The organism is Arthrobacter sp. Soil761 (assembly GCF_001428325.1).
Taxonomy (GTDB): Bacteria; Actinomycetota; Actinomycetes; order Actinomycetales; family Micrococcaceae; genus Arthrobacter.
In genome coordinates this window covers 26,324-49,836 of the sequence record NZ_LMSF01000011.1, presented here as the reverse complement: position 1 = coordinate 49,836, position 23,513 = coordinate 26,324, and the positions used below count along the sequence as shown (strand labels likewise).

At 67.5% G+C, this 23,513-nt stretch carries 22 protein-coding genes, 1 pseudogene and 2 riboswitches; of the genes and pseudogenes, 14 read left to right on the top strand and 9 right to left on the bottom strand.

The window, feature by feature from the left end; translation table 11 throughout:
* Positions 1-717 (bottom strand): annotated as a pseudogene (locus ASG79_RS08155) (DUF222 domain-containing protein); the annotation flags it as partial.
* Positions 718-906: 189 nt separating this feature from the next.
* Positions 907-1,545 (bottom strand): VOC family protein, encoded by a 639-nt coding sequence (locus tag ASG79_RS08150; protein WP_026266126.1) that lies wholly within the window; start codon positions 1,543-1,545, stop codon positions 907-909.
* Between the two features lie 219 nt (positions 1,546-1,764).
* Positions 1,765-1,879: riboswitch (SAM riboswitch) on the top strand.
* A 43-nt stretch (positions 1,880-1,922) separates the two neighbouring features.
* On the opposite strand from ASG79_RS08150, the gene ASG79_RS08145 reads away from it, so the two are divergent.
* The 4 genes from ASG79_RS08145 (at position 1,923) to ASG79_RS08130 (ending at position 7,292) form a co-directional block, all read left to right on the top strand.
* Positions 1,923-3,245 carry a bifunctional o-acetylhomoserine/o-acetylserine sulfhydrylase gene (locus tag ASG79_RS08145; protein WP_056390026.1) on the top strand — a complete coding sequence of 441 codons (1,323 nt, stop codon included), beginning with the start codon at positions 1,923-1,925 and terminating at the stop codon, positions 3,243-3,245.
* 100 nt (positions 3,246-3,345) lie between these two features.
* Positions 3,346-3,461, top strand: a riboswitch (SAM riboswitch).
* Between the two features lie 12 nt (positions 3,462-3,473).
* Positions 3,474-4,589 (top strand): homoserine O-acetyltransferase MetX, encoded by a 1,116-nt coding sequence (metX, locus tag ASG79_RS08140; protein WP_056390024.1) that lies wholly within the window; start codon positions 3,474-3,476, stop codon positions 4,587-4,589.
* 166 nt (positions 4,590-4,755) lie between these two features.
* On the top strand, positions 4,756-6,138 hold the full coding sequence (locus tag ASG79_RS08135) for an MFS transporter (RefSeq protein ID WP_018771618.1): 1,383 nt from the start codon (positions 4,756-4,758) through the stop codon (positions 6,136-6,138).
* Between the two features lie 8 nt (positions 6,139-6,146).
* Positions 6,147-7,292, top strand: a complete 1,146-nt coding sequence (locus ASG79_RS08130; RefSeq protein ID WP_056390021.1) for a zinc-binding dehydrogenase — start codon at positions 6,147-6,149, stop codon at positions 7,290-7,292.
* A gap of 34 nt (positions 7,293-7,326) precedes the next feature.
* On the opposite strand, the gene ASG79_RS08125 is transcribed toward ASG79_RS08130, so the two are convergent.
* Positions 7,327-8,229, bottom strand: a complete 903-nt coding sequence (locus ASG79_RS08125; RefSeq protein ID WP_026266127.1) for a LysR family transcriptional regulator — start codon at positions 8,227-8,229, stop codon at positions 7,327-7,329.
* Positions 8,230-8,370: 141 nt separating this feature from the next.
* Between ASG79_RS08125 and mmsB the strand changes: the two genes are divergently transcribed.
* Together mmsB and ASG79_RS08115 are read left to right on the top strand one after the other, a co-directional pair.
* On the top strand, positions 8,371-9,291 hold the full coding sequence (gene mmsB / locus ASG79_RS08120) for a 3-hydroxyisobutyrate dehydrogenase (protein ID WP_056390018.1): 921 nt from the start codon (positions 8,371-8,373) through the stop codon (positions 9,289-9,291).
* A gap of 34 nt (positions 9,292-9,325) precedes the next feature.
* Positions 9,326-10,810: a CoA-acylating methylmalonate-semialdehyde dehydrogenase gene (locus ASG79_RS08115; protein ID WP_018771622.1), complete on the top strand. Its 1,485-nt coding sequence runs from the start codon at positions 9,326-9,328 to the stop codon at positions 10,808-10,810.
* 64 nt (positions 10,811-10,874) lie between these two features.
* Here ASG79_RS08115 and ASG79_RS08110 read toward each other — a convergent pair whose 3' ends face one another.
* Together ASG79_RS08110 and ASG79_RS08105 are read right to left on the bottom strand one after the other, a co-directional pair.
* A complete protein-coding gene (locus tag ASG79_RS08110) occupies positions 10,875-11,480 on the bottom strand; it encodes a hypothetical protein (protein ID WP_056390012.1) in 606 nt (201 codons plus the stop codon).
* Positions 11,481-11,529: 49 nt separating this feature from the next.
* Positions 11,530-12,399: an SGNH/GDSL hydrolase family protein gene (locus ASG79_RS08105; protein WP_018771624.1), complete on the bottom strand. Its 870-nt coding sequence runs from the start codon at positions 12,397-12,399 to the stop codon at positions 11,530-11,532.
* 78 nt (positions 12,400-12,477) lie between these two features.
* Between ASG79_RS08105 and ASG79_RS08100 the strand changes: the two genes are divergently transcribed.
* Positions 12,478-13,128, top strand: a complete 651-nt coding sequence (locus ASG79_RS08100; protein ID WP_056390009.1) for an alpha/beta hydrolase — start codon at positions 12,478-12,480, stop codon at positions 13,126-13,128.
* A gap of 84 nt (positions 13,129-13,212) precedes the next feature.
* Here the strand turns inward: ASG79_RS08100 and ASG79_RS08095 are convergent, their stop codons facing one another.
* Entirely contained in the window at positions 13,213-13,446 is a 234-nt protein-coding gene (locus ASG79_RS08095; protein ID WP_056390008.1) for an RNA-binding S4 domain-containing protein, read from the bottom strand.
* 32 nt (positions 13,447-13,478) lie between these two features.
* On the opposite strand from ASG79_RS08095, the gene ASG79_RS08090 reads away from it, so the two are divergent.
* From ASG79_RS08090 to ASG79_RS08080, 3 genes are all read left to right on the top strand, one after another.
* Complete coding sequence (locus ASG79_RS08090; protein WP_018771627.1) at positions 13,479-14,477, top strand: DMT family transporter; 999 nt, start codon at positions 13,479-13,481, stop codon at positions 14,475-14,477.
* Between the two features lie 132 nt (positions 14,478-14,609).
* The gene (locus ASG79_RS08085; RefSeq protein ID WP_018771628.1) at positions 14,610-15,995 is read left to right on the top strand and encodes a glycine--tRNA ligase; all 1,386 of its coding nucleotides are present in this window, start codon (positions 14,610-14,612) and stop codon (positions 15,993-15,995) included.
* A 2-nt stretch (positions 15,996-15,997) separates the two neighbouring features.
* Complete coding sequence (locus tag ASG79_RS08080; RefSeq protein ID WP_018771629.1) at positions 15,998-17,038, top strand: GNAT family N-acetyltransferase; 1,041 nt, start codon at positions 15,998-16,000, stop codon at positions 17,036-17,038.
* Positions 17,039-17,107: 69 nt separating this feature from the next.
* Here ASG79_RS08080 and ASG79_RS08075 read toward each other — a convergent pair whose 3' ends face one another.
* The 3 genes from ASG79_RS08075 to ASG79_RS24080 are packed head-to-tail and all read right to left on the bottom strand — an operon-like array spanning position 17,108 to position 18,871.
* Positions 17,108-17,965: a lysophospholipid acyltransferase family protein gene (locus ASG79_RS08075; protein WP_018771630.1), complete on the bottom strand. Its 858-nt coding sequence runs from the start codon at positions 17,963-17,965 to the stop codon at positions 17,108-17,110.
* A gap of 10 nt (positions 17,966-17,975) precedes the next feature.
* Complete coding sequence (locus ASG79_RS08070) at positions 17,976-18,701, bottom strand: alpha/beta hydrolase (RefSeq protein ID WP_018771631.1); 726 nt, start codon at positions 18,699-18,701, stop codon at positions 17,976-17,978.
* Complete coding sequence (locus ASG79_RS24080) at positions 18,653-18,871, bottom strand: hypothetical protein (RefSeq protein ID WP_056390007.1); 219 nt, start codon at positions 18,869-18,871, stop codon at positions 18,653-18,655. Before ASG79_RS24080 ends, ASG79_RS08070 begins: the two co-directional genes overlap by 49 nt.
* Between ASG79_RS24080 and ASG79_RS08060 the strand changes: the two genes are divergently transcribed.
* The 4 genes from ASG79_RS08060 to ASG79_RS08045 all read left to right on the top strand — a co-directional run bounded on the left by ASG79_RS08060 (position 18,857) and on the right by ASG79_RS08045 (position 23,512).
* Positions 18,857-20,410, top strand: coding sequence for a YibE/F family protein (locus ASG79_RS08060; RefSeq protein WP_235509763.1), 1,554 nt, complete (start codon positions 18,857-18,859; stop codon positions 20,408-20,410). The two genes, ASG79_RS24080 and ASG79_RS08060, sit on opposite strands and share 15 nt — an antisense overlap.
* Positions 20,411-20,564: 154 nt before the next feature.
* Positions 20,565-21,743 carry a tRNA dihydrouridine synthase DusB gene (gene dusB, locus ASG79_RS08055; RefSeq protein WP_018771634.1) on the top strand — a complete coding sequence of 393 codons (1,179 nt, stop codon included), beginning with the start codon at positions 20,565-20,567 and terminating at the stop codon, positions 21,741-21,743.
* On the top strand, positions 21,727-23,040 hold the full coding sequence (locus ASG79_RS08050) for a deoxyguanosinetriphosphate triphosphohydrolase (protein WP_051081449.1): 1,314 nt from the start codon (positions 21,727-21,729) through the stop codon (positions 23,038-23,040). The genes dusB and ASG79_RS08050 overlap by 17 nt, the downstream gene beginning before the upstream one ends.
* A 118-nt stretch (positions 23,041-23,158) precedes the next feature.
* On the top strand, positions 23,159-23,512 hold the full coding sequence (locus ASG79_RS08045) for a hypothetical protein (protein ID WP_056390000.1): 354 nt from the start codon (positions 23,159-23,161) through the stop codon (positions 23,510-23,512).
* The last annotated feature ends 1 nt before the right edge of the window (position 23,513 follow it).

Genomic DNA, 23,513 nt, shown 5'->3' with positions numbered 1-23,513 from the left:
GGCGGTGTCGCCGGGGAGGTAGAGCGAGAGCCAGGCCATGCCGTCGCGGTCGGGGGTGTATTCCATCCGCCGGTCCGCGACGCCTTTGGCGTGGCGTTTKKCGAGGGTTTCGGGGTGGTGGCGTTCCCGCCAGGCGCGGACCTTGGCGCGGAACCGGGCAGGGACGAGTTCACCGGGCGCGGCGCCGCGGGCGGGGTTGGGCGCGTCGGGGTCGAAGAAGTGCGCCACCAAGGCAGCAGCCCCGTCCGGGGTGAGCCCTTCGGTTTCGTCGGCGACAATCCTGGCATGCTGCCACGACAGGTCACCGGCTGACAGGGCGCCCAGGAGCGGCGGCAGGGAACACACCCGCCGGGATTGTTCCACCAAAGCACCTGCGGCCGCGGAACTGATGCTCAGGACACCGGCGATCTCCTCCACCGTTGACATCTCCGAAAACATGCGCTCATCCACCGGGGCGTCGGGGGCAAGCAGTGCCTGCTGGATCTCGACCGCTTCTGCCGCGTCACGGGCCTTCACCGCCGCGAGCTGAGCCTCGACCCGGGAGACTGCCTCCAGCCGTTCCAGCCGGAGCTCATACCGCCGCTGCAGCACATCGACATCAGCGCCAACACCGGACCCGGCGGCAAGGAAATGATCCTCACGGTCCAGCGCATCGAGGGCAGCAACAGAGGCAGAAACACCCTCCAAAACCACCCCAACATCCGTGCCGATTCCCATACCCACATCATCCAGCGAGGCACCGACATTCAGACCTGGATCGCCGCGATGTAGGAAGCAGCCACTTAAATGAATTCGGCCGCCATCGGGTAGTGACGCCGTTGTCACCACCTGATGGCGGCCGAAGCTGATCCGGGTACTGGCCCGGCGAACCCCCTCCCGGACATTCCGGGAGGCTGGGGTGGAGCGTCAGATGGTGACGGCTCCGTTGGCGGTTTCAAACGTGACCGACAGGATGCCCGGAGTTCCATGCGGGGCGACCCACTCCACCGCAACGTCCTCAAGCGGCTTCTCCACCGGTTCACCCAGCCACTCGGTCACGCGGGACGCGGAGCCGGCGATGGTCAGGCAGCTCATCTTAAGATTGCTGGGGTAGGCGTTGGACGGGTGCAGTGCCGGGTCGCCTTCCCACTTGAGCATGTATGGCACCTGGGGATCTGCGATAAGGCCAAGGATGCCAATCTGTTTCCAGACCAGCTCCCGGCCGTCCGGGAACTTGCGGTTGCCGTTCACCGCGGCGCGGCCAAGGCGTGCCTCGAACGGGGCGAGGTCGTCCACTTCGACACACCAGCCCATCCAGCCACCACCGGCCGCGGAACGGGCACGCACTGCCTGTCCGAACGGTGCCTTGTCCGAAGCCGGGTGGTCCAGGACCTCTACGACTTCCAGGTACTTGTGCCCGGCGAGCGGGATGATCATATTCCGGGTTCCGAACCGGGGGTGCACCCCGCCCTTCACTGCCTCAACGCCGAGGGCAGATGAAATACGTTCGGTAGTGGCCGCGAGGCCATCTTGTTCACAGGCGTAAGAGACGTGATCCATGCGCATGGCAACATCTTGGCACTTTGTGATGCGGCTCTCAGCTAAGGGTACCCTTACTGGAAAGGCGGCCGGGAAAAGGGCCGGGAACATGGGCACGAAGGACGACGGCGGCGTCCCCGGCCGGGTGCGGGGCGGCCCACCTGTGGCGGCTCGAAAGCCATGCAGGGCGACCTTGTTCGTCACAATGCTGTCCACGGCGACTACCCCGTTCCTAGACTGGGCGCAGGTCATGAGCGCCAGCGCCAAGCCCCGGCTCGCTGGCCGGCAACCCTCCACCCGCGGTGGGGTGCCCCGGGTGAGGACCTGGCTGTCCGGCAAGAGCCGGAAGCAAGCGCGGCCCGTACTGCCCCACGCATTCCGGGCCCACGTCAAAGGAGATTTGGATGTCCAACGGATGGTCTTTCGAAACCCGCCAGATCCATGCCGGCCAGGAGCCCGACAGTGCCACAGGAGCCCGCGCGCTCCCCATTTACCAGACCACGTCCTTCGTGTTCCCCAGCGCCGAAAGCGCAGCCAACCGCTTTGCCCTCGCCGAACTTGCACCCATCTACACCCGGATCGGCAACCCCACCCAGGATGCCGTCGAACAGCGGATCGCCAGCCTTGAGGGGGGCCTGGCCGCATTGCTGCTGAGCTCTGGCCAGGCCGCCGAGACGTTCGCGGTGCTGAACATTGCGGAGGCGGGGGACCATATTGTGGCGAGCCCCAGCCTTTACGGCGGAACGTACAACCTGTTCGCCCACACCCTGAAGAAGTTCGGCATCTCGGTCACGTTCGTCCAGGATCCCGACAACCTGGACCAGTGGCGCGACGCCGTCCAGCCGAACACCAAGCTCTTTTTCGGTGAAGTGGTGTCCAATCCCCGCCAGGACGTCCTGGACATCGAAGGCATCTCCGAGGTGGCCCACCAGGCAGGCGTGCCACTGATCGTGGACAACACCCTGTCCACGCCCTACCTGATCCGCCCACTGGAGTGGGGTGCGGACATCGTGATCCACTCCGCCACCAAATACCTGGGCGGCCACGGCTCCGCAATTGCCGGCGTGATCGTGGACTCCGGCAAATTCGACTTCGGCAAGGACCCTGAACGGTTCCCCGGCTTCAACACCCCGGACCCCACCTACAACGGCCTGGTCTACGCCCGCGACCTAGGCGCCGACGGTGCGCTGGGTGCCAACCTCTCCTACATCCTCAAGGCCCGCGTCCAGCTGCTGCGCGACCTTGGCTCGGCGGTTTCCCCCTTCAACGCCTTCCTGATCTCCCAGGGCCTGGAGACGCTGAGCCTGCGGGTGGAACGCCACGTTGCCAACGCCACGGAAGTGGCGCGCTGGCTGGAAGGAAGGGACGACGTCGAATCCGTCGCCTACGCCGGGCTGCCCTCCAGCCCCTGGTACGAGCGTGGCCGCAAGTACGGGCCCAAGGGAACGGGCGCCGTCGTGGCCTTCAACCTTGCCGGCGGAGCGGAGGCGGGCAAGCGCTTCGTCGACGCCCTGGAGCTGCACTCCCACGTGGCCAACATCGGCGACGTCCGCTCCCTGGTCATCCACCCGGCGTCGACCACCCACAGCCAGCTCTCGCCGGAGCAGCAAGCGGTGGCCGGGGTGAATCCGGGACTGGTCCGGCTCTCTGTTGGCCTGGAGCACATCGATGACATCCTGGCCGACCTGGAAGCGGGTTTCCGCGCTGCCAAAGGCGCCCAGAGCTAAAAGCGCGCCAGGGCTGACGCCGGGAGGGCCGGCAAGCGGGGAAGTCACAACCAGTCACACTCTTGGCCTGGAGCGGGGGGTGTTTCGTACACTCAAACCAGGTCATGAGTGCCAGTGACAGCCCCGGCTTGCTGGCCGGCAACCCTCCATCCGCGGTGGGGTGCCCCGGGTGAGGACCTGGCCTGCCGGTCAGACGACGGCAGGCAAGCGCGTAGAAGAGGTCTTGCCATGACGGTTACCGTCGCCCGAACCACCATCCCCGAACACGGAATTGTCCGCTACGCCTCCATCGGAGGGCTGGAACTCGAAGCCGGGGGATACCTCCCGGACGTCACGCTGGCCTACGAAACCTGGGGCACGCTCAACGCCGACGCCAGCAACGCCATCCTGATCGAGCACGCCCTGACCGGCAGCACCCACGTGACCCGCGGCGACACGGACGAAGAAGGCTGGTGGGAACAATTGGCCGGTCCCGGCGCTCCCGTGGACACGGACAAGTTCTTCGTGGTGTCCGTCAACATCGTGGGCGGCTGCTACGGGTCCACGGGCCCGTCGTCGGCCGCCCCGGACGGAGCCCCCTGGGGCTCCCGCTTCCCCCTGGTCACCCTGCGGGACAGCACGCTGGCAGAGGCCCGGCTGGCTGACCAGCTGGGCATCAGCAGCTGGTTCGCTGTCCTGGGCGGATCCATGGGCGGCGCCCGCGCCCTTGAATGGGCAGTGACCTACCCGGAGAGGGTGCAGCGCTGCGCCGTCATCTCCGTGGGCGCCGCGAGCACGGCGGAACAGATCGCCTTCGCGCAGGCCCAGACCCTGGCCATCCGGCAGGACCCACACTTCAACGGCGGCGACTACTACGGCGGCCCCTGCCCGGAAGCCGGGCTGGCACTTGCCCGGCGCATCGCCCACATCACCTACCGGTCCGCGGCTGAACTGGAAGGCCGCTTCGGCCGGGAACCCCAGGCGCCGGAGTCGCCCCTGAAGGGTGAGGCTCTGGCCGCCCGCGGCCGCTACCAGGTGGAAAGCTACCTGGACCACCAGGGCAGCAAGCTCGTGAAGCGCTTCGACGCCAACAGCTATATCGCCCTCACCGAGGCGCTGATGAGCCATGACATCTGCCGGGGCCGCGGAACCCTGGCCGAAACCCTGGCCAGGTCCACCGCCAGGTTCTTCGTGGCCGCCGTGGATTCGGACCGGCTGTATTTCCCGTCGCAGTCCCGTGAGCTGGCCCAGGCCCTGCCGGGGGACGTGGACGTCCACGTCATCCAGGCGCCGATCGGGCACGACGGGTTCCTGACAGAGATCGGGCAGCTGGGCAGCCAGCTCCGGAGCAGCTTCCTGGCCTAGCGCCCCGCATGTGCATTCCTGCAGATGCCTTCTGCACTAATCGGCGTTGAGGTTGCACCGCAGGCAGACCATACTCAATCGAATCCGGTGCGTTCGTGGTGTGCATCACACCCGGCCGCCATTGATTGGTCCCCGTGGTGTCGACGACGACGCCGAAGGAGTTCGCATGAGTACGGAAAGCTCCGCCGCAAGGCGCACAGAGGAAACCGACGTCAAGGCTTCAGGCCTTAAGAAAGTGGTTACGGCCTCCATGGCCGGAACCGTTGTTGAGTGGTACGAGTTCTTCCTCTACGCCTCGGCTGCCACCCTGGTGTTCGGAAAGGCCTTCTTCCCCAACGCCGGCACAGAACTGGATGGCATCATCGCCGCCTTCCTCACTTATGCCGTCGGTTTCGTGGCGCGCCCCATCGGCGGCATCGTCTTTGGCCACTTCGGCGACAAGTTCGGACGCAAGAAGCTGCTGCAGCTGAGCATCATCCTGGTAGGCGTCTCCACCTTCCTCATGGGCTGCCTGCCCACGTTCCAGCAGATCGGCTACTGGGCTCCCGCACTGCTGGTGGTCCTCCGGTTCGCCCAGGGCTTTGCCGTTGGCGGCGAGTGGGGCGGCGCCGTCCTCCTCGTGGCCGAACACAGCCCCAGCAAATCCCGCGGTTTCTGGGCCAGCTGGCCACAGTCGGCAGTGCCGCTGGGAAACCTGCTTGCCACCGCCGTCTTGTTCACCCTGTCCTCCACGTTGACCCAGGACGCCTTCCTGGGGTGGGGCTGGCGCGTAGCGTTCTGGCTGTCCGCGGTGATCGTCCTGATCGGTTACTACATCCGCACCAAGGTCAATGACGCACCGATCTTCCTCGAAGCCCGCAAAGAGGTCGAAGCCGGCCACAAGGGCTACGGCGTCGCTGAGGTATTCCGGCGCTACCCCCGCGGCGTCTTCACCGCCATGGGCCTGCGCCTGGCGGAAAACATCCTGTACTACCTCGTGGTCACGTTCTCCATCACCTACCTGAAAACCGTGGTCCAGGCCGACACCACCCGCATCCTCCTCCTGCTGCTCCTTGCCCACGCCCTGCACTTCGCCGTCGTGCCCATGGTCGGCAAGCTGTCGGACCGGTTTGGCCGCAGGCCCGTCTACATGGCCGGCGCCATCATGGGGGCCACCTGGGGCTTCTTCGCCTTCCCCATGATGGACACCAAGAACGATGCCATCATCCTGGCCGCCATCATGATCGGCCTGGTGTTCCACGCCTTCATGTACGCCGGGCAGCCTGCCATCATGGCGGAAATGTTCCCCACCCGGATGCGCTACTCCGGGGTTTCCCTGGGCTACCAGGTGACGTCGATCGTTGCAGGATCCCTGGCCCCGATCATCGCCGCCTCGCTCCTGGGCGCCTACAAGTCCTCCGTCCCCGTGGCGGTCTACCTGCTGATCGCCTGCGCCATTACCGCCGTCGCGGTCTACTTCCTGAAGGAAACCCGCGGCATCTCGCTGCACGACGTGGACGCCGCCGACGCCCAGGGCACCGCCGACCTCCTTGCCGCCCGCAAGAAGTAGCAGGATCCGTGAAAGCCGCCGTCCTGTACTCCACCGTTCCCGCCGCCCCCACCACGGGGGCCGGCAACGGGAAGCAGACCTACTCCGAGGCCGCTCCGCTGCTGGTGCAGGAACTGGAGCAGCCGGAGCCCCGCGCCGGTGAGCTTGGTGTTGCCATCACGTACTCCAGCCTCTGCCACTCGGACCTCTCGGTGGTGGACGGTTCCCGCGTCCGGCCGCTGCCCATGGCCTTGGGCCACGAGGCGGTGGGTCGGGTGGTGTCCGTGGGGGCCGGCGTGTTCGACGTGTCCGTCGGCGACCATGTGGTGCTGGTCTTCGTGCCGAGCTGTGGCGGGTGCCGTGCGTGCCTGGCCGGCCGGCCGGCCCTCTGCCACCGTGCAGCAGAGGTCAATGGCTCCGGCGACCTGCTGCGCGGGCCGGCACTGCTGCGGACTCCGGCAGGGGAACGGATCAACCACCACCTTGGCGTCTCGGCCTTCGCCGATTACGCAGTGGTGGCAAGGGAATCGGTGGTGGTGATCGACGACGACGTCCCGGACACGGTTGCCGCGATGTTTGGTTGCGCCGTGCTCACCGGAATGGGTGCAGTGTTGAATACCGCGGCTGTCAGTCCGGGGCAGTCCGTAGCGGTGTTCGGCCTCGGAGCCGTGGGCCTGTCAGCCGTCATGGCAGCGCGCCTCGCTGGAGCCGCCGACGTCATTGCCATCGATCCAAACCAAGGCAAGCACCAGCTGGCCCGCGACGCCGGCGCCACATCGGTGGGAACGCCGGAGGACGCGGCACGGCTGATCGCGGAAGCGTCCGGGGACGGTGTGGACGTTGCCATTGAAGCAGTGGGATCAGCAGGCGTTATCGCCTCCTGCCTGGAGCAGGTGACGCGGGGAGGCGCCGTGGTGTCGGTGGGCCTGCCCCATCCGTCCGCCCAGTTGACGGTGCCGGCCCTGCAGTTTGCCGGGGCGGGAAAACGGCTGCTGGGCTCCTACATGGGGGATGCCGTGCCGGCGCGCGACATTCCGCAGTACCTGGCGTTCTGGCGCGAAGGCAGGCTGCCGGTTGAGCTGCTGCATACTGACACCCGGCCGCTCAGCGAGATCAATGAGGGCCTGGATGCGCTGGCATCCGGGCAGGTGGTAAGGCGGCTGTTCCAGGCCTGACTTGTGCGGGGGCCTGGGTCCGCAAGAACAGCGCTTACCCCGCCAGCACCCCGGAGCGCTCCTTCATTTCCGCCTTGAGTGCCGCAATCACTGCCTGGACCGGTGCGGACCGGAGCGACTCCGGGCGGGCAACGGCCCAGATGGGGAGCTGGCGCTCAAAGTCGGCCGCCAGGACGGGCACGAAGTCCCCGCAGCCCGCCACCATGAAGTTGGGCAGCAGCCCAATGCCTGCACCCTGCCGTACCGCCTCCACCTGGGCGAACACGCTGGTGGCCTGGAAGCTCGTCCTGGGCAGCGGAAGCTGCGAGGACCAGCGCGGCCCCAGCTCCGCCACCTGGAGTGCGGACTCGACGTAGGACACAAACCCGTGCTGCCCCACGTCGTCGAGCGTTTCCGGCAGGCCATGCCGGGCGGCATACGCTGAGCTTGCGTAGAGGCGCAGGTAGTAGTTGCTCAGGAAGATTGTCTGCGCGGTGGTGACGTCCGCCCGGCCCACCACGATCTCCAGGTCCACGCCCGACCGGTTCTGGCTGACTTTCCGGGTGGCGCTGAGCATTTCGATGTTCAGCTGCGGGTTTTGCTGCTGGAGCCGCACCAGCGACGGGGTGACGAACACTGCCCCCACGCCGTCCGTCGTGGCGACGCGGACCAGGCCGGCGAGGGTGCTTTGGTCCTGGCTGATCAGGCCGGACAGCGAGCCAAGGGTACCTTCGATCGCCTCTGCCGCTTCCACGGCCGCGGCACCGAGCTGCGTCAGCTCCCAACCCTGCGGGCTGCGTTCCAAAGTCCGGCCGCCCAGTTGCCTGTCCAGGGCGAGGATGCGGCGGGAGATGGTGGTGTGGGTTGTTCCCAGCGTCTCGGCTACCGCGTTGAACCGGCCCAGGCGGGCAACGGTGAGCAGGATGAGCAGGTCGTCGGGGCTTGGCAACCGTCTCAGGTCCACTCCGGTCCTTCCTTCGATGTGCAGCAATGCACATGGCCTCTGTGATTTTTCCCCTTGATTGCACTCTAGCAGGGTGTGATCGTTGACACAGACATGCCGGCAGTACGGCTGGAATGGAAGCAAAGGAGCTTACTCGTGGCAGTTATCGGTTGGATTGGCCTGGGCAACATGGGCGGCCACATGTCCGTAAACCTGGCGAAAGCCGGGCATGATGTGCGCGGTTTCGACCTCAACCCGGCAGCCCTGGCAGCCGCTGAAGCAGGCGGCGTCAAGCGGACCGCCAGCATCGCCGAAGCGGTGGATGGTGCGGACGCCGTGTTCACCATGCTGCCCAAGGGCGAACATGCCCGTGCGGTGTATCTCGGCGGGGACGGCGTGCTGGCGCACGCGGACACCCGGACGCTGCTGATTGACTCCTCGACTATCGACGTCGCCTCCGCCCAGGAACTGCACGACGCCGCTGCTGCCGCTGGCTTCCGCTTCGTGGACGCGCCAGTGTCGGGTGGAATGAGCGGGGCGGAAGCGGGAACGCTTACTTTCATGGTTGGCGGCGAAGAGGGGGCCGTGGCGGACGCCACGGGCTACATCGGCCCCATGGCCGCCAACATCATCCCCACGGGCGGCCCCACCACGGGGCAGGCGGCCAAGATCTGCAACAACCTGATGCTTTTCATCAACCTGGCCTCCACCGCGGAGGGCGCTGTGCTCGCCGACCGGCTGGGCCTGGACAAGCAGGTCTTCTGGAACATTGCCTCTGTCTCCTCGGGCGACTCGTGGGCACTGCGGACCTGGTACCCGGTGCCCGGCGTGGTTCCTACCGCAGCCTCGAACAACGGCTTCGCGCCCACCTTCACCACAGAGCTGGCGAACAAGGACATTGGGCTGGCCATCAGCGCAGCCGAGGATACCGGCACGCCCCTGGAGATCGGCAGGCACGTCCAGCAGCTGTTCCAGCGGCTTATTGACGCCGGTGACGCCGGCAAGGACTGCTCCATGATCATCAAGCTCGTGGACGGCTCACTCGAACCCGCCAACCCGGCGCCGTCCGCCAACTAGCCCGCACCACGCAACGCAGGAAAAGAGACTCCCCGTGGAAACCATCCCGCACTACATCAACGGCACCCGCGTCAGCGACGCAGACCGCTTCGGCCCAGTGTTCAATCCCGCCACCGGTGAACAGGAGAAGCAGGTGGCGCTTGCCTCGGCGGCACGGACAGAGGAAGCCATCGCGGCTGCCCGTTCCGCGCTGCCGGCCTGGCGGGCCACCAGCCTGGCCCGGCGGACCGGCATCTTCTTCCGGGTCCGCGAAATCCTGACCCAGCGGAAGCCAGAGCTCGCAGCCATCCTCACCAGCGAGCACGGGAAGGTCCTCTCCGACGCAGAGGGCGAAATCGCCCGCGGCCTGGAGAACATCGATTTCGCCACCGGCCTGTCCCACATGCTCAAGGGCGAGCGGTCCGAGCAGGTCTCCACCGGGGTGGACGTGCACTCCGTCCGCCAGCCGGTGGGCGTCGTAGCCTGCATTACGCCGTTCAACTTTCCGGCCATGGTGCCGCTGTGGATGATCGGCAGTGCCCTGGCCTGCGGCAACACCGTGCTGCTGAAGCCCAGCGAGAAGGACCCGTCGGCCGCCGTCTTCATCGCGGAGGCCTTCGCCGAAGCGGGCCTGCCGGCCGGGGTGCTGAACGTGGTCCACGGTGACAAGGAAGCCGTGGATGTCCTGCTGGAGCACCCGGACGTCAAAGCCGTGAGTTTTGTCGGCTCCACTCCCGTTGCCCAGTCGATCTACAAGCGGGCGGCAGAACACGGCAAGCGGGTGCAGGCACTGGGCGGTGCCAAGAACCACATGGTGGTGCTTCCCGACGCCGACCTGGACATGGCTGCCGACGCTGCGGTTTCGGCCGCCTACGGGTCAGCCGGCGAACGCTGCATGGCCGTCAGCGTCCTGGTGGCCGTGGGCAACATCGCGGACGACCTGGTGAAGGCAATCTCCAGCCGCATGGCGGGTTTGAAGATCGGCCCGGGAACGGACCCCGCGTCCCAGATGGGCCCCTTGATCACCGCGGAGCACCGGGACCGCGTGGCCTCCTATGTGGCGGGGGCCGAAAATGAAGGCGCATCCGTGGTTGTGGACGGGCGCTCGCAGCAGTTCGATTCAAACGGATTCTTCATCGGCGTCAGCCTGGTGGACCACGTCAAGCCGGGCATGAAGGTGTACGACGACGAGATCTTCGGCCCGGTCCTGTCCGTGGTCCGCGTCGATACCTACGGCGACGCCGTGAAGCTGGTCAACGACAACGAGTTCGGCAACGGCACGGCCATCTTCACCCGTGACGGCGGGGCGGCCCGGCAGTTCGAGTTCGACGTCGAGGCAGGCATGGTGGGCGTCAACGTGCCAATTCCGGTGCCGGTAGGCACGTTCTCGTTCGGCGGCTGGAAGAACTCGCTGTTCGGCGACACCCACATGTACGGCCCGGACAGCATCCGGTTCTACACCCGGGGCAAGGTGGTGACCACGCGCTGGCCGGATCCCTCCACCTCGGTGATTGACCTGGGCTTCCCGCAGGTCCACTGAGCTTGACAGGAGCACTGAACGCATAAAGGAGCGCCACCGGGCAGGCCCGGTGGCGCTCCTGTTACTAGCCGTTCATGATGTCGCTGCGCCGCTTCATGTAGTCCTCCATGGACAGCTCACCGTTGGTGTACTGCTGGTCCAGTTCCGCGAGCTTGCGGGCGCGGTACCCTTGCGGTGCCGCCGGCGGCGGGGGAGTGGCCGGCGCTGGGGACTGTCCCGGCGTCGGCTCTCCGGGACGCGGCTGCTGAGACCCCTGCTGATCAAAGCCGGGCCGGCCAAAGCCTGGCTGACCAAACCCCTGTCCCTGCGGGGGACCGTAGCCGGGGTCCGGCAGAGGCTGCTGGCCGTACTGGTGGGGCAACGGCTGCGGGTCGCCCAGGGGCTGCGGCCGCTGGATACTGCGGAAGCCGCCGGAGAAGTAGTCCTGCTGGGTATAGCCGTCGCGGGGCTGGTTGCTCTGCGGCCCGGCCGAGCCTGGATACTGGCCCGGTCCCGGGTACTGGCCGGGGCCGGGATACCCGTCTTGTCCGTATTGCCCCGGGAACTGTTCAGGGAAGCGCCCGGGCAACGACTGGTCCCGGTCCCGCCGTGCCACGGACCGCCGGTACATCCGCATGGCCATGGGGACGACGAAGGACAGGACGATAATCCAGAAAAACAAGCTGCTCACGGTGCCGCGCCTCTCGAGTGTTGTCCTTCCAGCCTAACCCCGGGCGGCCTTACCGGCGGCTGGGCTCCGACGTTCCCAACGGGCCCTCACCGGCACCCAAGGGAACGCCCGGACCGAAGACGGGGCCCGGCGTCGGCCGCTTTGCCGTGATGCCGTCCCCGGAGGACTGGCGGCGCAACCGCCGCAGCACCCACGGCACGAAGTATTCGCGCGCCCACACCAGGTCCCCGCTCCTGGCCTCGCGCCAGGTCCGGGGCGGCAGGGGCTTGGGCTGCAGCGGCTCCAGGGAATGCTCAACGTTGAGCGCGTCCAGCACCATGGCCGCTATGGTGTGGTGCCCCAGCGGGGAGAAGTGCAGCCGGTCCTGGTCCCACATCTGCGGATCGCTCAACTGCCGCAGCGACCACATGTCCGCGATGATGGCGTCGTGCCGCGTTGCCACCGTCCGCAGGTTCTCGTTGTAGATGGCCACCTTGCTGCGGATCCTGCCGAGCACTGACGAGCCGGTGTCAGGTCCGTTGAACAGGACCACCGTGGCACCACCCAGGGACAGGATCTGGACCACGGAATCGAGCTTTTCGGCCAGCACGTCCGGGTCGCCGCCCGGGCGGATGAGGTCGTTGCCGCCCGCCGACAGGGTGACCAGGTCCGGCTTCAGCTCCAGGGCAGGCGCCAGCTGCTGGTCAACGATCTGCTGCAGCAGGCGGCCGCGGACGGCCAGGTTGGCGTAGGCGAAGTCAGGCTGGGTCCTGCCCAGCTCCTCGGCCACCCTGTCGGCCCAGCCGCGGTGGCCGCCGGGGCTCGCGGGTTCGGGGTCGCCGATGCCCTCGGTGAAGGAATCGCCCATCGCCACGTAACGGGTCCACGGGTGGGATCCCGGGTGCGCGGACGGGGCCTTGATGTCACTTGCGTCAGTCACGGTCCTATCCTGCCTTCCGTTTCACTGCCTACGCGAACGTAGGTTGTTACTTGTGGGTAACTGATATGAATGGAAACCATGACTGACGCCGAAGTATTTCCTGCCCCCGTTGTCCTGTGGTCCCATCCGGAGGACCAGCGCGACGGCAAGCCGCTGCTGGTGCTCCTCCACGGCTACGGCGCCAATGAGCGGGACCTGCTCAGCCTGGCCGACCTGCTGCCCGGGGACTTCGCCGTCGCGTCCGTGCGTGCGCCGATCGCCACGGGCCCCGGCTACACCTGGTTCCCGCTCACGGCCTCCATCGAGTACTCGCTGGAGCGGGTCAAGAAGGCCTCGGCATACGTACTGGAGTGGATCGACACCATCCGGGTGGGGCATCCGTCGGTGACCCTGCTCGGCTTCTCTATGGGCATGGCCATGGCAACCACGCTCCTGCGGCAGCGGCCCACGGACTTCGCTGCCGTCGTCGGACTGTCCGGTTTCGTGGTGGACGCAGCCGGCGACCCTTCGTTCAGGGACGATGAGCTGGACGGCACCGTGCCCATGTTCTGGGGCCGGGACCAGCAGGATCCGGTGATCACCCAGGACAAGATCGAGTACACCATGGGCTGGGTCCGCAAGCACGTCAAGCTCACCAAGGTGCTCTACACCGGCATGTGGCACGGGATCAACCAGCAGGAGATCGGGCACGTGGGGGAGTTCCTCACTCACGAGGTGCTGAACAAGTAGGCGTACGACGGCGGCCGGCAGTCCCGGCGGACGTCACGTCACGCGGCCTGCACGTCCTCCGCCGGGCAGTGCGCCTGCGTTGCGTCAGTCCGTTTCGGGCGCCACTACCCGGACACTCTGTCCGTTCACCGTGACAACGTCGCCGTTGTGCAGCTGGCGGCCGCGGCGGTCGTCGATTTCGCCGTTGACCTTGACCAGCCCGTTCTTGATGAGCTCCGCCGCCTCCACGCCGTCCTCCACGAGGTTGGCGAGCTTCAGCAGCTGGCCCAGCCGGATCATGCTGTCGCGGATGGGGACGTCGTCAATGGGGTTGCTCATAGAGCAATAATGCCTGAACTAAGGTGGATTCAATGACCTCCCCTTCCCGCCTGCCGGTGCTCGCAGGCCTGCCCCTGGCCGTGGGTTCCGGCCTTGCCATCCCAGTCCAGGGGCGCATCAACGGGGCCCTGGGCGCCCGCCTCGGTGACGGCATCGCCGCGGCGGCCGTGAGTTTCAGCACAGGCCTGCTGGTCATGATCGTGATTTCGCTGGTCCTGCCGCGCGGGCGGGCGGGGCTGGCCGGCATCCTTCCCGCGGTCCGCAAACGCGCCTTTCCACGTATCTACGTGGTGGCCGGTGCCATCGGCGCGCTGTTCGTTTTTGCCCAGTCGTTCACGGTGGGCATCCTGGGCGTGGCACTCTTCACCGTGGCCACGGTCACCGGGCAGACCGTGAGCGGCCTGCTGGTGGACCGCCTGGGAATCGGGCCGGCCGGGAAGAAATCCGTCACCGGCATCCGCATCATTGGCTGCGTCCTCACTATCGCCGCCGTCGCCTGGGCGGTTTCGCCCCGGTTCAGCGGCGCGGAGGCCGGCGGAACCGACGGTGGTCCGTCCTCCCTGCTGCTTCCCATCCTGCTGCCCGTGGCGGCTGGCTTCCTGATGAGCTTCCAGCAGGCCATGAACGGCACCGCCACCGTCCACTACGGCACACCGATCGCGGCCACCCTGGTCAACTTCGTGGCCGGCTGCATCGTGCTCTGGACAGCGCTGGCGGTGAAGCTGGCGGTGGCCGGCCCAGCCAACCCGCTGCCGTCCGAATGGTGGTACTACCTGGGCGGTCCCATGGGCTGCGTCTTCATTGGGCTCGGCGCCCTCCTGGTCCGCAGCCTTGGCGTACTGGTCACCGGGCTGGGCATGATTGCCGGCCAGCTGCTCGGCTCGCTGGCCCTGGACCTGGCGCTGCCCGCCCCGGGCACCGTCGTCGCCCCGGCCACCGTCCTCGGGACCCTGCTGACCCTCGCCGCGATCATCCTGGCAACTCTGCCGTGGCCGCGGGGCGCGCTCCGCAGGCAGCGGCCGGTACGCTAGGACACGAGCTTTTCAACGATCTTCCTTCATTCGCCCCGGCACCCTGCCCACTGTGCCTCCAGGCATACGGCGGCCGGGGCCTGACAACCCGCGGACCGCACCCAGCGGCCCTGTAGAAATTGGAGTTACCCCATGGCAGCAAAGTCCGTCCTCGACCAGGTCATTTCCCTCTCCAAGCGGAGGGGCTTCGTGTTCCAGGCCGGTGAGATCTACGGCGGCTCGCGCTCGGCCTGGGACTACGGCCCCCTGGGCGCGGAGCTGAAGGAAAACATCAAGCGCCAGTGGTGGCAGTCCATGGTCCGCGGCCGCGAAGACGTGGTGGGTCTGGACTCATCCGTCATCCTGCCCCGCCAGGTATGGGAAGCCTCCGGCCACGTAGAGGTCTTCTCCGACCCCCTGGTGGAATGCCTCTCCTGCCACAAGCGCTACCGCGCCGACCACCTCGAGGAAGAATACGAGGAAAAGAAGGGCCGGCCGGCCGAGAACGGCCTGAAGGACATTGCCTGCGCCAACTGCGGCACCCGCGGCCAGTGGACCGAACCGCAGGAGTTCTCCGGCCTGCTCAAGACCTACCTGGGCCCGGTGGCCAGCGAGGAAGGCCTGCACTACCTCCGCCCGGAAACCGCCCAGGGCATCTTCGTGAACTTCAACAACGTCCTCACCACCTCCCGGAAGAAGCCCCCGTTCGGCATCGGCCAGATCGGCAAGTCCTTCCGCAACGAGATCACGCCCGGCAACTTCATCTTCCGCACCCGTGAATTCGAACAGATGGAAATGGAGTTCTTCGTCGAGCCCGGCACCGATGAGGAATGGCACCAGTACTGGATGAAGGAGCGCATGGCCTGGTACACCGGCCTGGGCATCCGCGAGGAAAACCTGCGCTTCTTTGAGCACCCGAAAGAGAAGCTGAGCCACTACTCCAAGGGCACCACGGACATCGAATACCGCTTTGGCTTCCAGGGCTCGGAGTGGGGCGAACTCGAAGGCATCGCCAACCGCACCGACTTCGACCTCACCACGCACTCGAAGGCCTCCGGCCAGGACCTGAGCTACTTCAACCAGGCCACCAACGAGCGCTACACCCCGTACGTGATCGAGCCTGCGGCCGGGCTCACGCGCTCCTTCATGGCCTTCCTGGTGGACGCCTACACCGAGGACGAGGCCCCCAACGCCAAGGGCGGCGTGGACGTGCGCACCGTCCTGAAGCTGGACCCGCGCCTGGCCCCGGTCAAGGCCGCCGTGCTGCCGCTGAGCCGCAACGAGGACCTGTCCCCGAAGGCCAAGGACCTCGGCGCGCAGCTGCGGAAGAACTGGAACATCGACTTCGACGACGCCGGCGCCATCGGCCGCCGCTACCGCCGCCAGGACGAGATCGGCACCCCGTTCTGCATCACCGTGGACTTCGACACGCTGGAGGACCAGGCCGTCACCATCCGCGAGCGGGACACCATGAGCCAGGAGCGGGTCTCCCTGGACAAGGTGGAGGGCTACCTGGCGGCACGGCTGATCGGGGCCTGAGCATGGCCATCGAATACCGCGAATGGCGGGACGGCGACGACCTGGCGCTCCTGGAAATCTGGGGCGACCCGGACACCGCCCAGGCCCGCCAGTTCCGCGGGGCCCTGGCCGTGTCCTCCAACGGGAGGGACGGCTCCCCGTGGCGCCGCTGCGTCGTGGCCGAGGACGTCATTGACGGCGTGGGCATTCCGGTGGCGGCCGGCGTCGTCTATGAGGCCTCCCTGCACCCGGAACGCCTCTGGTGCTACATCGAGGTGGCCCGCGACCACCGCCGCGCGGGCATCGGGGCGAGCCTCCTGACCATGCTGCGGCGCGAGGCCGAACACGCGCCGTCGGGGGTCACCAGGCTGCGCGCCAAGGTGGAGCCCGGCACCGCGGGGGCGGCCTTTGCCGAGGCGTTTGGGCTGGCACCCATCCAGCGTTCCCGCCTTGTGGTGGTGGAGCCGGGCGCCCTGCGGCTTCCGGTGTTCCCCGCCAAGGACGACGGCGGCGCGGCCAGCGGCGAGAACGCCGGCTCGGACGTGGTGATGGACCTTGCCACCGGCTCCGTGGAGCTGACCGACGTGGTGGGCCGGTACTACACCTCCATCCACGGGTGGGACTCGCCCGGCGTCCTGTCCCTGGGGCAGGTGCAGAAGCTGTTCCTGGACGAGCTCACCGGGGCCCACGGCGCCATCGTCCTGCGGGCGCAGCCGGAGTCCGCGTTCGGCTCAGGCGTGGCGCCGACCAAAAAGGGCCGCATCCGTGCCTTCGCGGTGAGCTACGCGGCCCCGGCAGACCCGGACGCCGCACCCCATGCTGACGCGGCTGCGGGCTCAGGTTCGGATACGCCCACCGACGTGTTCGTGGGGCACGAGCCTTCGCTGGACGCCAACGATGCCGCGGAGGCGGTCCGGGACATGCTTGCCCTGATCGCGTACCAGCACCCGGTCATGCTGGAACTGGACGACTCCATGGCCGCCCTGCGCGCCGCCGTCGAGCCCCTGCTGGAAAGCGGCAAGGCACGGTTGGCGGGGTCTGAAACCCTGGTGGTCTCGGACTAAGGAACTGCCTGCCTGCCCCCAGGCGGCCCCCGTTGGACGCCCACACAGGCCCTCAACGCTGCGTGCGGGTCACTTGGGGGAGCGGGCTGTCCGTTGCGGGGCCTGCCTTCGGCGGGGAGCCCGACGGCGGCCCGCGGCTGCGTCTGCCGCGTCCAGCAGCTGCCGCTCGGCGTCGGTCGGCGCGCCGCCGCCCAAATGCGCCGGCATCCACCACGCGCCGGATTCCGGTCGGAGGGGAAACCCGGCGATGCACTGGTCGATCCCTGACTGCAGTGTCCGGCGCAGTGCTTCCGTGGCCGCTTCAACGTCAACGTCAGGCGGATAGACCACCGGTTCGGCCACGTGCACCCGTACCGGCGCCCGCCAGCTGCGGCGCAGGGAAAAGCCGTGGCCGCGGGTCAACACCCGGTGGGCGCCCCAGACGGACACCGGAATCACCGGGACGCCGGCCTCCGCAGCCATCCGGACAGCCCCAGTGCGGCACTCGCGTACGGTAAAACTGCGGCTGACCCCCGCTTCCGGGAACACGGCAAGGTACTCGCCGTCGCGCAGCTTGGCCACCGCGGCGTCATAGGCGTCCGAACGGTCCGTATATCCCACCACCACGTGGCCGCTGGCGCTGATGGCGGGGCCGGCAAGCCAATGGTCTGCCGCGCCCTGGTGGACCAGGAACCGCAGCTGGGCACGGGCGTGCCGCCACAGGAGCAGCTCCAGCACGGCAAAATCCAGGTAGCCGAAATGCGTGACGGCGAACACCGCCCCCTTGCCGGGGGCCACCAGCCGCGAGGGCCCCCTGGTGGGTCCCTTTTCGGGCAGGTGTTCCAGGCCGGTTGCGTGGATGTCCAGCCGCAGCGCCCAGCGCAGGAACTGCCCGGTCCGGACGATCAGCCGGTAGAAGCGGTCGTTGGTTGGTGGACGCCAGGGCATGGGAAACTGCCTAGAGGGTGACCTGGGCGGATGAGTCCGGCAGCAGCCGGGTGAAGGCAGGCGACGGCCGGACTGCGGCGCCCGTGCTCTCGGCAAAGGACTTGATGACGAACCCGGTGGCGAGTGTCTGCCACACCCGGATCTTACGGAGCATGAAGTGCCCCACGCCTTTGAGGGCCACGTACTGCATGCTCGCGGCGTCGGCCGAGGCCCGGCGGGCGAAGGCAAGGGACTGGGAGGGGCTGGTCATGTGGTCGGTGGTGCCGTGGATGATCAGGACTTTCCTTCCGGCGACACTGGCTGCGGGAGTCTGCGGGCTCAGCCACGGGGCAAGCGCCACAACGGCCTCAACCTGGGCGTGGTCCGCTGCGCACACGGCTGTCAGGCCGCCCATGGAGTGGCCCAGCAGGAAGACCGGAACGTCGGGGTGGCGTTCGGAAATCTTCCCCAGCGCCCAGCGGGCATCCTGCAACGGCGACATGTCAGGCCCGTTCCAGCCGCGGACGCTGTTGCGCAGTGACCAGACGGCCAGCCCGTGTTTCCGGCCGGCGCGGTGCAGGTGCCTGGCGAAGGGGACCATCCTGGCCGGACTCAGGTGCCGGGCCTCCACCGGATCGCGGCTGTGGGCCTTGCCGCCGTGCAGGACCAGGACCACGCCCTTGGTGTCGCCGGATGCTTCAAGGACGCTCAGTACAGGCTGGTGGCCGGGAACCACCGGCGCCTGCCCGGCCTGCACCCCGCCGGCGTCACCTTCGCCTTGAACTCCTGCCCCTTGAACGCCTGGCCCATGCGTACCACGGTTGCCCATGCCTGGTTCCTCCCCATCCCGATGGTCCATTTATAAACCCTAAGGCGGCCCACGTAGAGTTCAACCATGAGGTTGTACTGCTGATGGGCGCCGGTCACTCCCATGCTTCCTTGGATCATTCGGAGCCGACGCCCCAGGCGATGGCTGCCCGCAGCAAGGCGAACCGTATCCTTGCCGCGGTGCTCATTCCGCTGGCGCTGCTGACCCTGGCCGGGATGGCCGCATTGTGGCCGTCGGGCAGCAGGGAAGGTGTCTCGCTCGCCAACCCGTACTCCACAGCCCCCGGGGTGACCTTCGATACGGGCACCATCCAGAACGTGGTGACCGAAAACTGCATGCAGGGCACCAGCCAGCAGGGGACGGGTCAACAGGGCACCAGCCAACAGGGGACAGGTCAACAGGGCACGGGCCAACAGGGCACCACACAGCAGCCGCCGGGACAGGGCTCGGACTGCACCTTCGCCTTCACGGAGCCGGACAAGGGCGGCAGCCCGGTGAAGGTGGTCATCAACCCGGATGTGGCCTCCTCGCACGGGGTCAAGCCCGGGGACCAGATCCGGTACCTGAATCTCTCCAAGGTCCAGGGCGCCACGGGCTCGCAGGGCTCACCGGCCTACATCTTCGTGGACTTCGTCCGCACGCTGCCGATTGTCCTGCTCGCCGTGCTCTACGCCGCGGTGGTCATCGCGGTCGCCAGGTGGCGCGGCCTCCGGGCCCTGATCGGGCTGGTGGGCGCCTATTTCGTGCTGGCCAACTTCCTGCTTCCAGGCCTGGTGGAAGGCAAACCGCCGCTGCTGCTGGCCCTGGTGGGTTCCACCGTGATCATGATCGGGGTGCTGTATTTCGCGCACGGATTCTCCGCGCGCACATCCACCGCACTCCTGGGCACCATCTTCGGCCTGGCCATCACCGCGCTGCTGGCAGCCTGGGCCACCGACGCCGCCAACCTTGCCGGAGTGGGCAGCCACGACGCCGCCACTCTGGTGAACACCTCGGCCAACATCTCCATCTCGGGGGTGATCCTTTGCGGACTCATCATCTCCGGCCTGGGTGTCCTCAACGACGTCACCATCACCCAGTCCTCCGCGGTGTGGGAGCTCTACGAACTGGCACCGGCCAGCAGTGCGCGGAAGCTGTTCACCTCCGCCATGCGGATCGGCCGCGACCACATCGCCTCCACCGTGTACACCATCGCCTTCGCCTACGCCGGCGCCGCACTGCCCATCCTCATCATCGTCATGCTCTACGACCGGCCGCTGCTGGACACCCTCACCAGCGCCGAACTGTCCGAGGAAGTCATCCGGACCCTTGTGGGATCGATCGGGCTGGTCCTGGCCATCCCCGTCACCACCCTGATCGCCGTGCTCGTAGTCAAGGCAACCGGCATCAGGGCCGCGGACGCCGCTCCTGCGGTTGCCGGGTCACAGGACACTGAGGCGCAGGACATTGCAGCAGGAGACGGAAAGAACGACGGCGGGCACAGCCCCGCGGACGGCGTTGCGGACACCGGGGCGCTCGCCGCTGCCGCGCTCGAGCAGCGCAGCCGGCGCGCCGCCGTCGAACCCCCGCACGAACAAGTGAACGAACAAGTGCACGAACCCGCCACCCGGCGGGGCCGCCGGGCCGACCGCGGCTGAACAGCCTTACGACGGACGGCCTTTCAGCGGGCTGCTTTGCTGCCGCGTGCTGCTGGGCGTCGGCCAGCCTGGAAATCCGGTTGCCCAAAACCTGCGACGGGCCACTGGCACTGGCGGGAATGGCCGATTTGCCCGGCTTTGCAACAATGGACAGGTGACTGTTGCAGCAACTCCCCCCGCCCCCAAGCTGGAACTCCCGCCCCTGAAGCTGGGACCCATCACGGTTGACACCCCGGTGATCCTGGCCCCGATGGCCGGCATCACCAACTCCGCCTTCCGCAGGCTCTGCCGTGAGTACGGCGGCGGCATGTACGTGGCGGAGATGGTCACCTCCCGCGCGCTGGTGGAGCGGACACCCGAATCCCTCCGCATCATCTCGCATGACGAGGACGAAAAGGTCCGGTCCGTCCAGCTGTACGGCGTGGACCCCGTCACCGTCGGCGCCGCCGTCCGGATGCTGGTGGAGGAAGACAGGGCGGACCACATCGACCTCAACTTTGGCTGCCCCGTTCCCAAGGTGACCCGGCGCGGCGGCGGCTCCGCCCTGCCCTGGAAGACCGACCTTTTCACCTCGATCGTGCAGACCGCCGTCAGGGAAGCCTCCAAAGGCAACGTTCCACTGACCATCAAGATGCGCAAAGGCATCGACGATGACCACCTGACGTACCTCGACGCCGGCCGCATCGCCCGCGATTCCGGCGTTGCCGCCGTCGCCCTCCACGGGCGCACCGCCGCCCAGTTCTACTCAGGCAAGGCCGACTGGTCCGCCATCGCCCGGCTCCGTGAGGCCCTGCCCGACATCCCGGTGCTGGGCAACGGCGATATCTGGTCCGCGGAGGACGCCGTCCGGATGGTCCGCGAAACCGGCGTGGACGGCGTAGTCGTGGGCCGCGGCTGCCAGGGCCGGCCGTGGCTCTTCGGCGACCTGCAGGCCGCTTTCGAAGGCAGCGACGTCCGCCACCGGCCCAACCTGCGGCAGGTGGCAGAGGGCGTCTACCGGCATGCAGAACTGATGGTGGAAACCTTCGGCGATGAAGGGAAGGCGCTGCGCGAGATCCGCAAGCACATCGCCTGGTACTTCAAGGGCTACGTGGTGGGCGGGGAACTGCGCACCCGGCTGGCCCTGGTCACCAGCCTGGAGGTACTCCGGGACACCCTGGCCGAGCTGGATCTGGATTCGCCCTATCCGGGGGTGGACGCCGAGGGCCCGCGCGGCCGCGCCGGCTCACCCAAGAGGCCTGCCCTGCCCAAGGACTGGCTGGACTCCCGGGCCCTGAACGATGATCAGTCCCGGGATATTTCCGCCGCAGAACTGGATGTTTCCGGTGGCTGAAACACCGACGGCAGGAACCCCCACCGCCGCCCTGGCGCTTCCCGGGTACGACACGCACGATTCTGCCCGCTGGTTTGAGGAGCCGCCGAAGAGCACCTACCGGTCCGACTTTGAGCGGGACCGCGCCCGGGTGCTGCATTCCTCGGCCCTGCGCAGGCTGGGCGCCAAAACCCAGGTGGTGGCACCGGACACCGACGACTTTGTCCGCACCCGCCTCACGCACAGCCTGGAAGTGGCGCAGGTAGGCCGCGAATTGGGCCGTGCCCTGGGCTGCGATCCGGACGTGGTGGACACCGCCTGCCTCAGCCACGACCTGGGCCACCCGCCCTTCGGCCACAACGGCGAATCGGCGCTGAACGAGGTGGCCCATGCCATCGGCGGTTTCGAGGGCAACGCCCAGACCCTCCGCCTGCTCACCCGGCTCGAACCCAAGGTGCTCACTGCTGACGGCCGGCCTGCCGGACTGAACCTCACCCGCGCCAGCCTTGACGCGGCGTCGAAATACCCGTGGTCCGCGCTGGAAGCGCCGGTGATCCACGGCCAGCGCACCAGCAAGTTCGGCGCGTACGAGGACGACCTGCCCATCTTCAACTGGATCCGCGAGGGCGCCCCGGAACGCCGGACCTGCCTGGAAGCCCAGGTGATGGACCTGGCCGACGACATCTCCTACTCGGTGCACGACGTGGAGGACGCGATCGTTGCCGGCCACTTCCAGCTGCGCTGGATGGACAACCCGGACCACCGCGCCCGGGTGGTGGGGTACGCCAAGCAGTGGTATCTCCCGCACAACGACCCCGCCGCCATCGACGCCGCCCTGGGACGGCTCGAAGCCACGGACGTCTGGGTCCGCGAGGCGGATGGAAGCCGCAAGTCCATGGCTGCCCTGAAGAACATGACCAGCCAGCTGATCGGCAGGTTCTGCCAGAGCGCCCTGGAAACCACCCGGGCCGTTTACGGGCCGGAGAACCTCACGCGCTACAACGCCGAACTCATGGTCCCGGACGAGACCGTCATGGAAATCGCGGTGATGAAGGGCCTTGCCACCACCTTCGTGATGACCACCGAACACCGGCAGCCCATCTATGAGCGCCAGCGCGAGGTGCTGCACGCCCTGGTGACAGCCCTCAGCGCCACGGGGGACCGGCATCTGGAGCCGATGTTCGCTGCGGACTGGCGGGCGGCGGACGACGACGGCGCCCGCCTTCGCGTGATCATCGACCAGGTGGCGTCCCTCACTGACGGGTCCGCCCTGGCCATGTACGAGCGTTTGGTGGGGAGCCTGCCCTCGCTCTGGTGAACCGTCCGTGAAGGCCGCCCCTGGACATCGGCCGGATCAACAGCTTCCTTAAAGGATCTACACAGGAATGAAGCGCACCATGGGAGGAAAGACGGGCCGCTAGGATCGGGAGCAGGTCATGAGTACTCGCAGCAGGGGCAAGCGCCTCGCCACCGGGATTACCGCGGCCGTGGGCGTTGGCAGTTTCGCCGCTGCCGGCGTGGCGGCGGCTGCCGTCTATGCTGCAACGCCGTCCGTGATAGCCAGGACCACCCACACCCAGGACAGCAGCACCCAGGACAAGAGCACGCAGGACAAGAGCACCCAGGGGAGCACGCCCAAATCCGGTTCTTCCCGCTCTGACGGCGACGACTACGGAACCCGCAAAGACAACAGCACGCGCCGCTCCAAGAGCTATGGCAATAACGGCAGCACCAGTCCGGTCCAGCCCGGGAACGGCGGCACCGTCCATGGCAGGTCCTCGGGGTCCTGAC